The sequence below is a fragment of the Pedobacter sp. MC2016-14 genome (genome assembly GCF_020991475.1).
In the GTDB taxonomy this organism is placed as follows: Bacteria; Bacteroidota; Bacteroidia; order Sphingobacteriales; family Sphingobacteriaceae; genus Pedobacter.
Genome location: NZ_JAJMPA010000001.1, coordinates 2,425,358 through 2,440,416 on the forward strand (window position 1 = coordinate 2,425,358; position 15,059 = coordinate 2,440,416).

9 protein-coding genes are annotated in these 15,059 nt (G+C 39.6%); 7 read left to right on the forward strand and 2 right to left on the reverse strand.

Going from position 1 to position 15,059, the window contains the following annotated elements; genetic code table 11:
* Positions 1–1,686, forward strand: coding sequence for a gamma-glutamyltransferase (gene ggt, locus LPB86_RS10135; RefSeq protein ID WP_230643166.1), 1,686 nt, complete (start codon positions 1–3; stop codon positions 1,684–1,686).
* Between the two features lie 40 nt (positions 1,687–1,726).
* Here ggt and LPB86_RS10140 read toward each other — a convergent pair whose 3' ends face one another.
* Together LPB86_RS10140 and LPB86_RS10145 are read right to left on the reverse strand one after the other, a co-directional pair.
* The gene (locus tag LPB86_RS10140; RefSeq protein ID WP_230643169.1) at positions 1,727–1,921 is read right to left on the reverse strand and encodes a YtxH domain-containing protein; all 195 of its coding nucleotides are present in this window, start codon (positions 1,919–1,921) and stop codon (positions 1,727–1,729) included.
* A gap of 85 nt (positions 1,922–2,006) precedes the next feature.
* Positions 2,007–3,107 (reverse strand): DNA alkylation repair protein, encoded by a 1,101-nt coding sequence (locus tag LPB86_RS10145; protein WP_230643171.1) that lies wholly within the window; start codon positions 3,105–3,107, stop codon positions 2,007–2,009.
* 88 nt (positions 3,108–3,195) lie between these two features.
* On the opposite strand from LPB86_RS10145, the gene LPB86_RS10150 reads away from it, so the two are divergent.
* The 6 genes from LPB86_RS10150 (at position 3,196) to LPB86_RS10175 (ending at position 14,992) form a co-directional block, all read left to right on the forward strand.
* Complete coding sequence (locus tag LPB86_RS10150) at positions 3,196–3,798, forward strand: RNA polymerase sigma factor (protein WP_230643175.1); 603 nt, start codon at positions 3,196–3,198, stop codon at positions 3,796–3,798.
* Positions 3,799–3,893: 95 nt separating this feature from the next.
* On the forward strand, positions 3,894–5,135 hold the full coding sequence (locus tag LPB86_RS10155) for a FecR family protein (protein ID WP_230643178.1): 1,242 nt from the start codon (positions 3,894–3,896) through the stop codon (positions 5,133–5,135).
* Between the two features lie 275 nt (positions 5,136–5,410).
* The gene (locus tag LPB86_RS10160; RefSeq protein WP_230643181.1) at positions 5,411–8,965 is read left to right on the forward strand and encodes a SusC/RagA family TonB-linked outer membrane protein; all 3,555 of its coding nucleotides are present in this window, start codon (positions 5,411–5,413) and stop codon (positions 8,963–8,965) included.
* A gap of 10 nt (positions 8,966–8,975) precedes the next feature.
* Complete coding sequence (locus tag LPB86_RS10165; RefSeq protein WP_230643183.1) at positions 8,976–10,340, forward strand: RagB/SusD family nutrient uptake outer membrane protein; 1,365 nt, start codon at positions 8,976–8,978, stop codon at positions 10,338–10,340.
* Positions 10,341–10,400: 60 nt separating this feature from the next.
* The gene (locus tag LPB86_RS10170; protein ID WP_230643186.1) at positions 10,401–12,389 is read left to right on the forward strand and encodes a TlpA disulfide reductase family protein; all 1,989 of its coding nucleotides are present in this window, start codon (positions 10,401–10,403) and stop codon (positions 12,387–12,389) included.
* Positions 12,389–14,992, forward strand: a complete 2,604-nt coding sequence (locus tag LPB86_RS10175; RefSeq protein ID WP_230643189.1) for a S9 family peptidase — start codon at positions 12,389–12,391, stop codon at positions 14,990–14,992. The genes LPB86_RS10170 and LPB86_RS10175 overlap by 1 nt, the downstream gene beginning before the upstream one ends.
* Positions 14,993–15,059: the final 67 nt, after the last annotated feature.

The following is a 15,059-nucleotide window of genomic DNA, read 5'->3' on the forward strand; positions in this document are numbered from 1 at the left end:
ATGCATAAGTACTATCTATCCCTTTCTCTACTAGCATTTGTCTTTTGTGGCTGTGCAGCCCAGGAAAAAGCGCCAGTAGAATATTACAAAAATGGTGTTGTTGTATCTGCACATCCAGAGGCTTCTCTTGTGGGGTTAAATATCCTTAAAAAAGGTGGAAACGCTGTTGATGCCGCAGTAGCTGTTCAATTTGCATTGGCAGTTGTTTATCCCAATGCAGGTAACATTGGTGGGGGAGGCTTCATGGTTTTCAGAGATGCCAAAGGCAAAACTGCAACACTGGACTTTCGTGAAAAAGCACCGGGCACCGCTAGCAGAGACATGTATCTTGATGCTGATGGCAACCCGATAAAAGAAAAAAGCTTGTTGGGGCATTTGGCCGCTGGTGTACCGGGAACGGTAGACGGAATGGTAAAAGCCCATGCAAAATATGGTAAACTAAGCTGGAAACAAGTGGTACAGCCATCCGTAGATCTGGCCGCTAAAGGTTTCCCGATTACACAAAAACAAGCAGGAGAATTTAACAGGGCAAAAGCATCTTTCGTTAAATTCAATCCAGATGGAACTGCCTTGGTTAAGACTTCCGGTGAATGGGTTAAAGGTGAAAAATTAATTCAGCCTGAACTGGCAGCTACCTTTAAATTGATCCGTGATAAAGGTCGTGCCGGATTCTACGAAGGAAAGGTTGCCGAATATATGGTGAAAGAAATGAACCGTGGAAATGGGATCATTTCTGCAAAAGATTTGAAAGATTACCAGGCCGCATGGCGCGTGCCAATTGTTGGGAAATATAAAGATTTCAAAGTAATTACGATGCCACCTGCTTCAAGCGGGGGGATTGCCCTGGTACAGTTGTTACATTCTGTAGAACCATATCCAATGTCCAGATGGGGCCATAACCAGGATTCAACCGTCCAGTTGATTGTAGAGGCAGAACGGAGGGTATATGCAGACCGTGCAACTCACCTTGGAGACCCTGATTTTTATAAAGTGCCAAGAGCGGGATTGCTGGATGTAAATTACCAGCGGAACCGGATGACTAATGTAAGTTGGGCACATGCTACACCAAGTTCCGAAATTAATGCTGGTTCTCCTGCGGCAAAAGAAAGTGAGCAAACCACACACTTCTCTATTGTAGATAAAGACGGAAATGCAGTTTCCATTACCACTACACTGAATGGAGCATATGGCTGTAAAGTTTTTGTAAAAGGAGCAGGCTTTTTGTTAAACAATGAAATGGATGACTTCTCTGTAAAAGCAGGTAGTCCTAATATGTATGGTGTAACAGGTGGTGTGGCCAATTCCATTGCACCAGGAAAACGTATGCTAAGTTCTATGACACCTACCATCATCGAAAAAGATGGCAAGTTATTTATGGTTGTGGGTACACCAGGAGGCTCAACCATCATTACATCTGTATTTCAAACCATTTTAAATGTAATCGAATTTGGACAGGACATGCAGGAAGCAGTTACCGCCAAACGTTTCCATCACCAATGGTTGCCAGATGAAGTTTATACAGAACCCAATGTGTTTAGCAGCAGCACCATTACTGATTTAACAGGTAAAGGATATAAATTTGTTCCACGTACGTCAATAGGCCGTGTAGATGCAATATTAAGTACACCGAAAGGTTACCAGGGCGGTGCAGATCCGCGTGGCGACGATACTAGTCTCGGGTATTAAAAAAAATAGCCCTGAGCGTTAAATCGTTCAGGGCTATATGTTAAACATAAGGAGATGTCCTGGTTTTATACTCACTAACCACCTCTTCTTTCAGGCCTTTTGCCTTTTCAAGCCATTCAGGCGCTTTTTCTTTAATGTCGTCTGCAATAGACCTTCCATTAACATCTTTTTTTGTAATGTATTTAACGGCACCGTAAACTGCGGCACCAATTAAGGCTGTTTTAAATAATCCCATGGTTTCTGTTTTTCTTAGGATAACAGTGTAACACATAGATTGTTCTGTGAAGCGTTAAAAATTGTTTAAGTATTTGCCCAAAAAGCTAATCCCGGAGTTCAAAACTCAATATCCCTTTTTCTTCTCCGTTTAAAATGATAGAAACGCGGTGTTCACCAGTATAGAATTTTTTGGTAGTAATAACCCTAAAAGACTGCTTACGTTGTACCATAATCTGCTCTCCTGGCTGGTATAATTTTTCGCTGATTTTGAAAACCTTGCGGGCATGATGGCCTTTTGATTTCATATAGTAAATTCCGTATTCCAACCGTACCACATGCGGGCTTGCATTATTGTTGAGCACCTTAAAGCTAAAATCAACGGGAGCGCCAATTTTTACCACAGGCGTATGAATTTTAAAATCTTCTACGTTTAACAACGCACTTTCCAGTCCATAATGTTTAAGTACTGCAGTATGCCCCTGTTTCAATAAAGAACGCAGGCCATGTTTAATAATCGCATCCGTTTCTTTACTGCCACCCGCCCATTGTAAAGCCAGGCCAATTACCACATCAGGATGATCTTTTGTGATGTCGTTGAGGTTGTTGGCTACACTTCTGCGCACGTATTCAGATGAGTCGTTCTTCAGGTTTTCCAGCAATGGCAGCAGACTGGAAGGGTCTTTCTTTAAAAAGGGGATGGCCATTGCCCATGGCAAACGTGGTCTGCTGCCCTCGCTCGCTAGCCGCCTTACCTTATGGCTCTTGTGTAAAGACCATAAAGTCATCACGTCAATCATTTTCTGCCCGTATTTAAGAATAAAAGGCCTTACAGCAAATTCACAGCTTATAAACTGCGTAACTTCTTCAAAAGCCTCAATGGAAGTGTCAAAATCGTTAAGCCCGTAGGTTTCTATGTAGTCCGGAAAAAAGATGTAAACCAATCTGTCCTCACCAGTATCCTCTTCCTTAAGTTGTTGTATCAACTTCAAAATGACATTTGCCGCTTGCTTAAAATCAAGTCCAAGTACCTCCTGAAATACCTTTGTGGTGTGTTTCATCCGGTCTTTCCATTCCTTCTGGCCAAAGTTGTCCCCAAATATATCTTCGGTAAATTTCAATTTATTAAAGGAGGGTACTACCTTTAGCACCGTATTTGTAAACCTGTCATAAAAGGCAGCTGAATAAATATCTTTGATTAAGCTCATAAAATGGATGTTGTGAATACTAAAACAAAACTAGCCTTTTTACAGTAAAACTTATTTTAATAATTATATTGCTTATCATTTTCAGGTGATGCTTGTGGAACCAAATTATAGTACAGTATGGGACAATTTTAGAAATGGGGATGAGGCGTCGTTCAGGGAGATTTATGACCATTTTTATAATCCATTACTCAACTATGGCCTTAAGTTTAGTCAGAACATTGAAATTGCCGAAGATAGCCTGCAAGATCTTTTTGTTAAATTATGGGCCAACAGGAGCACTATAAAAGCCACGGAATCTGTTAAAAATTATTTATATAAGTCATTTCGAAGGGTAATGATTAGCAGATTGCAGGCTGTGTCAAAATTATTGCAGGTAGAACTGGAAGAAGAACAGGTGAATTTTGATTTTCAAATTAGTCATGATCAGGTACTGATAGAAAAGGAGGATTTGACAGCCATGCAGGGTATTGTACAAAACGCCCTTGTAAGCATGACCGACAGACAGCGGGAGATCATTTACCTAAGGTTTTACGAAGATTTGAGTTACGAGCAAATTGCCGATATGATGGAGATCACCACTAAAGGGGCATATAAATTGGTGTATCGTGCCTTAGACAAAATGCGGGAAAACTTAGACGGCATGTCTATGGTTACGTTGCTTTTGTTGCTCAAAGCCTTAAAGTATTCCTGATTTTGGACTTTATTTAAATAAAAATAAAAAAAGAATATCTTTTTTTATCTACAATGGGGTAAAATTTCCTTTATGCCTGTAATAAGGGTAATAATATGAATAAGCAAAGGGAATTTTACACCAACTTCGGATTGGATGACTTTATAAATGATGCTGACTTTGTAAATTGGGTAAAATACCCGAATGCAGAGCGCAACCTGTATTGGAATGAAGTGATCAGTTCCCATCCAGATAAAAAAGGGATCATTACACAGGCTGTTCAGGTAATTTCTATACTTAGTAGGCCAGTGGTAGATACTTATCCCGATAGTCAGCAGAAGGTATGGTTAAGAATAGAACAAGAGCTAAAAAGCAAGCCATTTAAAAGTGTTACTTACAATTGGACCCGAATTGCCGCTGCTGCTATAGTGTTTTTAACAATTTCAGCCGGTATATATCTAATTGGAAACAAATACATGATTTCTGAAGGAGAGGCTAATATGATTGCCATCCATAAAAATGACATTAAGGCAGGAAGTAACAAAGCAATACTTACCTTAAATAATGGTCAAACCATAGACCTCAATAATGCAACTAATGGTCAAGTAGCCACACAATCGGGCATAAGCATTGAAAAAACTAAAAATGGCGAACTGGTATATACTATAAAAGACAATGCTGAGGGAGGAACTGAAACGGTAGGTAACAACATCGTGAGCACGCCCAGGGGAGGGCATTATCAGTTGATTTTGCCTGATCAAACACACGTATGGCTCAATGCCGCATCGTCAATCAAATTTCCGGTTAGTTTTCTACATGCCAATAAAAGGGTCGTGGAAATCAACGGTGAAGCTTATTTTGAGGTATTTCACAACAAAAAACTGCCTTTTGTAGTGCGCACTGCAAATCAGGAAATTGAAGTATTGGGAACGCATTTCAACATCAACAGCTACAGTGACGAAGGAAAAACAGTAACCACGCTGGCAGAAGGAGTTGTTAAGGTAAGTCCCAAAGGTTTGGCGGGCGGAGCTGCGATCCTTAAACCCGGACAGCAATCGGTACTTATTGCTGAGCGAATTAGTGTACTGCCAGCGGATGTTGAAACTGTGCTGGCCTGGAAAAACGGCCGTTTAGAATTTAAAGATGCCGATATACAAACCATTATGCGTGAGGTATCCAGATGGTACAATATTGATGTAATTTACAAAGGGAAAATATCTGAGCGTCGTTTTGTAGGTAGTATCCCAAGGCAGTCTAACTTATCTACTTTACTAGAATTACTGCGGTTAAGTAACATCAATTTTAAAATAGAAGATAGTATACAAGGAAAAAAACTCATCGTATCTCCTGATGAATGAGATAATTAAATAAATCTGAACCTTTTAAATTATAGTATATGATATAGAAACCGACCAGAATTCAAAAAAGGTTAATAAGTATCCCCAAAAAAAAGCCAGCAGCGCTCCTTACACGCTACCGGCAAAAGTTTAGAAGGGCCATTATTAACATCAAGTTAGCACAAGACATTTTATCAACTCAACTAAAACCTTACAAAAGTATGCAAATTTATACTATTGAACCACATTGCTATGCCCGCACATCTGGAAACTGGCAATTAACCAAACGAATAATTATGAGGATCAATCTCATCGCCTTCTTCGTTGCTTTAGCATTCATCAACGTTTCTGCCTCTGTAAAAGGACAGACCATCAACCTTAAAGTTAAGGGAATGTCTATAGAAAAAGTTTTTGAGGCCATTAAAAGCCAAAGCGGCTATGGCTTTTGGTATGAAAAAAAGACACTGCAAAATGCCGGATCCGTTACAGCTGATATGAGCAATGCCAGTCTAAAGTCGGCATTGGATGATATATTGAGCAAACAGAACTTATCTTATACCATTGTAGACCGTACCATTTTTATTAAAGAAAAGGAAAAAAGCGTCATCGATAGAATAGGAGAATATTTTCAGAACATCGTGATCACCGGAAAAGTAACGGATGAAAAAGGAGTTCCGGTTTCCGGCGCAAATGTTACCATAAAAGGCACAACAAAATCTGTCATATCCGATTCCAGGGGGATGTTTACCATTATTGTACCACGAAAAGGAGCTGTATTGCAGTTTAAGTACATCGGATTTCAAACCTATGAGTATACAGTTGTCGAAAGTAAAATGATTACAGTTGCTTTAAAAGAGGGGCTTGCCCAACTTGATGAAGTAAGTGTAGTTAGTAATGGTTACGAGACGATTTCGAAAGAACGCGCTGCCGGTGCTTTTGCCACCATATCTTCAGAGCAGATTATGAGCACACCCTCAGTAAATCTGATGGAAAGACTACAAGGAAAGGTCCCCGGGGTAGATTTTGATGTCAGGAACAACACCATCAAAATACGCGGGGTAAATAACTATGCAATCGGATCTGGTTCACCATTAATTGTAATTGATGGTTTCCCTATGATTGCACCAGGCGATCAACAACGGCTCACCACCTTTGTAAGCGGGGTATCTACCGGTAACTCTATTTTAAGTACACTAAATCCTGCAGATATCGATCAAATCACCTTTTTAAAAGATGCATCTGCCGCATCTATATGGGGTGCTGCTGCATCAAATGGGGTTATTGTCATCACCACCAAGCGGGGAAGGGGAGAGATCCCGAGTATAAATCTTAGTTATAATCTGGGCGTTTCCCAACATGCTTCCTTGGATCAATTGAAATGGATGAATGCAGCTCAATACATTGATTTAGAGAAGGAGATGGTAGATAAGCGCTTTTTAAGCGATCCATCCTTAGTGCCTTCTTATAATGTGGTTTACACTAAAAATAATAGTGAAGCAACCGAGTGGATGTACCGGGTAACCAGAACACCACAAACGGCTACACCTGCACAAAGAGACGCGGCCCTGGCCAACTTAGGTTCAAGAAATGCATTGGGGCAAGTTGAAGATTATTTGCTGCAAAATGCCGTAAACCATCAGCTTAATTTATCTGTTTCCGGAGCAACAGATGTAACTTCTTATTTTATTTCAGGAAATTACACCAAAGACAATCCGGTATATAAAAGTAATTACGGTAGCAATGCATTTATAAATGCAATGACTACCAGTTCTTTCTTTAATAAAAAGATTACTGTAAGGGCCGGGATAAACTATCAGTTTACTAAAGCGAGGTACAATGGTGCAGCTGTAGATGCATTGTCTCAAAGTGAAACTGCCTTGCGCCCTTATGATTTATTGGTAGATGAAAACGGGAATACGATACAAAGGACCAACATGTTCTACACTCCCGTAGCGCAAGCCTATGTCAATCAGGGATACTTGCCATTTGGTTACAACGCGGTAGATGAATTAAATTATTCAAATAGCATTTCCAAAACCAATGTAATCAGGATGCTGGGTGGTGTAAATGCCAAAATTTTTAATTGGTTAGATGCCGATCTCTCTGTAATGGGCCAACGTTCCAATGGTAAAACAGAAGGACTTAATGAATTGAACAGCTATCAGAACAGGATTTTTCTCAATACCGGAACAACTATTGTAAATGGTAAACCATTCTATAATGTACCTTATGGAGGCACTGCTTCGCAAAGCCAGACCGACAATTATGATACGGGAGTAAGGGGGCAATTAAATGCAAATGTAACTTGGAAAACTGATCATCAGTTTAATGCTTTGGCAGGTGCGGAGATCCGCGAAACAGGAGGCAGTAACAGCTCGGTTACCCGATACGGATATGATGAAGATACCCGCAGTATAAAAGTTGTTAATCCAACGGTTTCATACCCTACAATATATGGGTATAATACTACACTGGGTAACAACCTAAGTGGACTAAGCTTAAGCAGGAAGCGCTTTTTCTCTTACTATGGTAATGCAGCCTATAGTTACAAAAGTAAATACATTCTTACGGGAAGTGCCAGGGTTGACGATTATACCTTATTAGGTATAGACAGAAGTAAAAGAGTCAATCCATTTTGGTCTGCTGCAGTAAAGTGGAATGCTTCAAAAGAGGATTTCTTTTCTTCTGTTGATTGGATCTCTAATTTAGCGTTCAGGACCAGTTATGGAACGTCCGGAAATATACCACAAGGTGGATCTAACATAACACTGCTAAGTGTAAGTTCAAATGTTGATCCCCGTACGCAGCAGCCAATTGCTTCTATTTCCTCTCCCGGTAATAGTGATTTGGGTTGGGAAACAACAAAGTCTTTCAACTTTGGAACTGATTTTAGCTTGTTTAAAGGAAGATTAAGCTCAAATGTTGATTTCTTTAGCAAAAAATCTAGTGGGATTTTATATTCGCTTCCTTTTAATGCCACTTACGGTTGGTCATCCCTGCAATTCAATACAGCAACCTCAACAGGGCATGGTTACGAATTCGGGCTAAATGGGTTACTTATAAAAGCAAAAGATTTCCATTGGAATTCTACATTTAACTTTTCATATGTCCTTAGTAAAGTAACTGATGCTCGTTTTGAAAACAATGCAAGTTCACTAGCAGGTAACTCACAGCCTGTGAATGGATTGCCTTTAGGCACTTTATTCGTGTATCGTTGGGCGGGATTAGACAATCTTGGACAATCGCAGATCTATGACAAAAATAACAACATTATAAAAAATACGACCAATCTTCTGCCCGCTAACTTTACCAGGGAAGATTTAGTAAAGGCAGGACTTACCTATGCGCCTTATTCTGGTGGTTTCTTCAATACATTTAGATATAAAGGATTGGAAGCTTCGGTTCAGATGACCTATTATTTTGGACATGTGTTTTTAAAGCAGTCCATTAATAATTATCCAACCTATGAAGGTGCTTTTAGTGGTATTTTGGGTAGGCAAGAAGACCTGGCCTATCGCTGGCGAAAAGCTGGTGATGAGGCGAGTACAAATGTCCCTGGCCTAACAGGCATAACGAACAACAGTATTTTAAGATATCGTTACTCAGATTTGTTGGTTCGGAAAGCAGATCACATTCGTTTGCAACAGATTTCTCTTGCATATAATCTACCGCTAAAATACTTACCTAAGAATTCCTTTAAAAGTCTTACTGTTAATGCAAGCGCTAGAAACCTTGGATTGATCTGGGCAGCTAATAAAGAGGGCATAGATCCTCAATATATTAATACTGGCAATTTTAGTAATCTGGCTCCTACTCCAAATTATGTCTTTGGTATTAATGCTTCATTTTAAATTGAAAATTATGAAAAAATACATATATATCTTTATCGTACTGACTTTAGCCTTGCAAAGCTGTCGCAAATATGTGGAAATTGAACAACCGGGTGTACGTACTTTAAAATACACAAGAGATTACCGTTATCTGATGGATAACAATGGAGAACTAGAAGGTTCATATGGATATCCAATTCTATCTGGCGATGATACCGATATTACTGATGCCACAAGACAGGGAAATATCGGCGATATCTGGCCAAATGTATTAACCTGGAGAGAAAAGCATTTGTCAGAAATTCAGGGAGATGTAGACTGGGAGCGGCTTTATAAAATAATTTATATCTGTAACGAGGTGCTGGCAGGAGTGATGGATTCTCAGGAAGGTACCGAGGTTGAAAAGAATAGAATTTATGCAGAAGCTTTGGTGCAGCGTGCAATATCGTACTATACTTTGGTTAATATGTATGGCAAACAGTATCAGGCTGCAAACGCTGCTACAGATTTGGGCGTACCCCTGCTGCTAACGCAAAATTTATATGCTTCATTAAAAAGAGCATCTGTAGCCGAGGTTTACAATCAAGTACTTAATGATCTGGTTAAAGCGATTCCTTCCTTACCGGGCGTAGCAGATTACAATACACGGCCGGCAAAAGTTTCAGGATATGCTTTACTAGCTAGGGTACATTTAAACATGCGCAATTTTCCGAAGGCGGAGTTATACGCTGACAGTGCATTGGCGCTTCAAAATACGCTCCTCGATTTAAAGAATTACAAGACAGCTCCAGGTACCATTCCACGTAGGTTACTTGACCCAGAGGTCATGTTATCAAAAATAGTGAATGGATCTTATACCGCGATTTCAATTAGTCAGGAGACTCTTGATTTATTGGGTACTTCAGACTTGCGGTATACCTTGTTTACAAATACGAGAGGTGGATATGGTAATCTCTTTAGCACAGCTTTTACAGGAAGAGCATACTGGCGTTATACCCTTAATGGAGAATTTGTAATTACTACAGGTCCATCGGTTCCGGAGATGATGCTCATTAAGGCAGAGTGCCGTGCCCGGGCAGAGGATGCAACTGGCGCAATGATTTTGGTGAATAACCTGCGTGCTAAACGTTTTGAAACTGCTAGTCCGTTAACTGCTGTCGATGGGCCTGCTGCCTTGCGCGTAGTAGTAGAAGAGCGTAAGCGTGAGTTCTTTGGAAAAGGATTCAGGTGGTTTGATCAGAAAAGATTGAACGTTGATGCCGCTTTTGCAGTAACTAAAACGCGAGAGTTCAAAGGGGTAACTTATACCCTGGCACCCAACAGCAACCGTTATGCATATCCCATTGGCGATAAATACATTCTATTAAATCCAGAACTCGAACAAAATCCGAGATAGTATACGATGCAGGGAGAAATCCTCCCTGCATTTTTTTTTCACAAAATCAACACAAAACAAATGAAATCTAAATGGTTAGGGTTACTGCTATGGCTAATATTATTTGCCGTTAGTGGGTATGGACAAGAAAATAAATCCCGTGTTAAAGACTGGGGAGTACCACATGCAGGAGAAATTTTAAATGTAGTGTATGCACCAAAAGGCGGGCCACTGGAAGGAAAAAATAACGTTAGTGGCATTATTTATCAATACATCAATTACAAATGGATTGTTGATGATTTAACACTAAAATACAAAAATAACAATTGGGAGGGTACGTATAAACTTCCTGCTAACTGTGCTTTTTTTGCCATCAAGTTTGTAGTAGAAGAAGATCATAACATCGTAGCCTCTGATAACAATAACGATTTAGGTTTCGTAGCTACTACAATTGGAAAAAATAATACCAAAGTTCCTGGCAGTTCATTGGCATGGGGTGTTTTTAGGAAGCCATCATTTAATAAGGCTCCTCAGGGATATTTTGAAAAAGCCAATATTGGAGATGAAGCGTTGGAAATGTGGGTACGTAAGGAAATGAAAGATTTTCCTGGAAATGTTCCCGTATTCTTTGATGTTTATCTGGCTATGCTGAAGCTTACGCAACCTGATGAATTTGAAGTATTGGCAAAACGCAACCTGAGTAAATTGGCAGCTTTGCCAAATATGTCAGAGCAAACTTACCAGATCATATTTGATTCCTATAATTTTTTGTTAAAGGATAAAGTAAGCGCAGATTCCATAAAGGCGGTAATTTTTCAAAAGTTCCCTAAAGGCAGGATGCAAAGAATGGCAGCCATGCAAAAGGCCAATGAGGCACTTTCAGCAGGTCCGGGCAATGAGCCAATCCTTAAATTTTTAAAAGACTTTCCGATCAATGAATACCGTAAAGATTCGGTTTTTACCCAAAACTACATCTATTACAATTTCTATCGTAACCTGTCCGCAACCTATTTTGAGCAAGGTAAGTACAATGACTTATTACCATTTATTGCAGAGATGGATTTTCAAAGTCTGAACGAAGTATACCGCTGGAACATCACGAGGGCCTTCCTTTCAAAAAAAGTACCTATGGAGCAGATTTACCCTATTGCAAAAAGCATTATAGATGCCGCAATCAGTAAAAGTAAAGACAGGTCATTTATGGAGGATACCCGCTATACACCTAAGCAGGCCAATTACCTGGCCGCTTTGCAACTAGATAAGCGTTTATACCTGCACATCCGCATCCTTCACAAGCTTCAAAAAGATAAAGAAGCCCTGGCCTATATGAAATATTTAACTGCAGAAGGAAAGTACGCAGATGCAGATGTAAATGAGGCAAGAATTTCGGTTTATAAAAACACAGGAAATGATAATCTGGTTAAGATTGCCCTTGAGGAAAGTTTTAAAGTAAATACGGCAACTCCTGCTATGATTGAACAGCTAAAGGAGATTTATACTAAAACCGGCAAAAAGGATTTTGAAGGCTATATGAACAGTCTTAAAGAGCAAACCGCTTTAGAAAAAGATAAAGAAGCGATTAAAGCAAACATGGTTCATGAACCCATAAATATGTTTGCCTTGAAAGATTTAAACGGTGCCACTGTAAATACAGTGGCAATGAAAGATAAAATCATTGTAATAGACTTTTGGGCCACCTGGTGCTACCCTTGTAAAATGGCCTTCCCGGGTATGCAAATGCTGGTTGATCGGTATAAAGGAGATGATAAGGTTGAAATACTATTCATCTCAACGATGGAACGGAGCCCAACATATAAAGCGGATATTGCAAAGTATTTTAAAACATCAGGATTCAGGTTTAAAGTGTTATTAGATGATAAAAATACGGCAACCGGCGCTAACGACAGGGTATTCAAAACCATGACCCCAATTTTTAACTCTTCTGCAATTCCACGTAAAGTTGTCATTAAAAACGGAGAGATCAGGTATACTTCCGAGGGGTATGTTGGCAGTCCTACCAAGCTTTTTGATGAATTGTCCTATGTTGTTGAACTTTTAAAATCTGAATAATGATAAATAAAATCGCCCTAACATTAATTGTTTGCTGTTCTATTCTTTCCAGCGTTTATGGCCAAAAGAAAACACTTGACACGGCAAATTATAAAGAATGGAAATCATTGGGTATCCCTTCAATTTCTGCGGACGGAGAATGGATTGCTTACAATACCAGTGATCAGCAGAATACAAAGCTCCTGGTAAATGTTAAAACAGGTAAAAAAAAGAACATTAAAGGCATTCAGAGCTTTGTTTTTTTTGCTAAAGGAAAGTGGATAAAATATACTGTTAAAGGGGGCTCAAAAGATTCTTTGTTTTTAGTTCGACTTAGAGATAACAAAAAAATCTACTGGAACAGACCGGAGTATATTCAGGAACAGGCTCAGGTACCGCTTATTTCATATACCGTAAATGGTAAAGAAGGTAGAAGCCTTGTTTTTAGAAATCTGGAAAGCGGTGATAGCTCTGTTTTTAAGCAAATGGGCAAATATACTATCTATAACGGAGGAACCTCCATTCTGTATATTGAAGGTAAACAGCTAAAATACGGAATTATAGGCGCTAAAAGCCGTTTAATTGCAGAAAACGTAACTGATTTCGATTTTAATGAAAAAAGAAATTCCTTAAATTTTGTTGCTCAAAGTAAGTTGTATGCTTATTCTTTTATAGAAAATGCAGCTGAGCTTATATTGGATTTTGCAGCCATAAAAGGGCCGGAAGGATATAATGTAGTGGCAAAAGCTTACTCCTTTAATAAAGGAGACCGCGATTTACAGATGGAGGTAACACCGTTGGTTCCGGTCAAGTATAAACGACCTGAGCCTGTAAAACCAAAAGCTACAGGTTTTGATTTAGAATTGTGGACCTGGAATGAGGCTAAAACACAAAGACTGCAGCGTAAAGGATCCTATCTTAATACTTCTCCTGAACAAGTAACCTTTATTTATCATACAGATGATCAAACCTGGTTTAGTGTAGCTGCGAAGCCACAGGGTTTCGTAATGGTGCCTGCAGCAAGCCACTTTAATCTGGTACTACAAACTGATCCCGAACCCTATAAAAAAACGGTTGACTGGCGGTATGACAATAACTTTGATGTTTACTCGGTTAATACACATACAAATGAGAGAAAACTGGTTGTCAAAGACAGTTATTCTTTACCGCAATGGTCACCCAATGGAAAACATGCAATCCTCTACGACAGGGTAAAGCGAAAATGGATGTCACTGGAAGATGAGCAGAATGAATTCAGAGAGTTTTCAGACCAGATCGGTTTTCCGGTTTATGAGGAATCTCATGATTTACCTTCGCCAGCACCCGCATATGGTATAGCCGGATGGGCTGATGCTGGAAATAGTATATTGCTGTATGACCGTTATGACATTTGGGTAGTAGACCTTAATGGTAAAAAGCCTGTACGTTCTTTAACCCAGGAGTATGGAAGGAAACATCAGGTCGTGCTGCGGTTACAAGGTTCTGAATATCAGGAAAAACTTGATATCACTAAACCTTTGCTTTTTACCGGTTTTCGTGAGGCGACAAAAAGTGAGGGTATTTATCAGCTTATGCCAGGCAAAGCACCAATCATTTTAGCTGATGATGCAGCATACAATGTACGGATCTTGGCCAAGGCAGAGGACGGCTCTTTTGCATTCACTAAAAAGAGTTATAACATGTTCCCGGATATCTGGTACGCGAATGCTACATTTTCAAAGCAAAAACAGCTGACTTACATGAACCAGCAACAGAAAACCTTTAACTGGGGTACGGCAAAATTATTTAGGTGGAAAACTTTTGAAGGGAAGGACAACGAAGGTTTGCTTTATTTGCCTGAAGGCTATGATGCTAAGAAAAAATATCCAATGATCGTTGATTTTTATGAAACCCATTCACAAGATTTACACGATTACCTTACACCACTCTACAGCACCTGTACCATTGACATTCCATCTTATGTAAGTAAAGGTTATGTGGTTTTCAGGCCCGATGTTCATTTTAAAGTGGGTACGCCCGGTGAGAGCGCTTACAATTGTGTGGTGAGCGGAACAGAAGCTTTGGTAAAAGAAGGTGTCGCAGATCCAGCTCATATTGGATTACAGGGACACAGTTGGTCTGGTTTCGAAGTTGCTTACATCCTTACCAGGACTAGCATGTTTACTTGTTCAAATGTTGGGGCAGGAGTAGTTAATTCTACTTATAACTATTTTGCTATCCGTGCCAATGGAGCTCCTTGTTTATTTAAGTATGAATCTGAGCAATCCCGCATTGGAGGCAGTTTATGGGAGAAAAAGAAAGAGTTTATTGAAAATTCACCAATTTTTAACGCTGATAAAATTAAAACACCTTTGCTGATTTTTCATAATGACAAAGATGGTGCCGTGGCATTTACCCAGGGACTGGATTTGTTCCTTGCTATGCGCCGTTTGGAAAAACCGGCCTGGCTGCTAAATTATAAAGGAGAAAACCATACGCTGGACAGTGAACCCGCGCAACGGGACTGGACTTTGCGCATGGGACAGTTTTTTGACCATTACCTGAAAAATAAACCAGCGCCACGCTGGATGACTGAAGGTATTAATGTAGATGAGCGAAACGTGGATTTGAAATACGATTATTAAACACCATTTATCTCAATAAAAAACCCGTTTAACTGCATAGCTAAACGGGTTTTTTATATTTAAACAA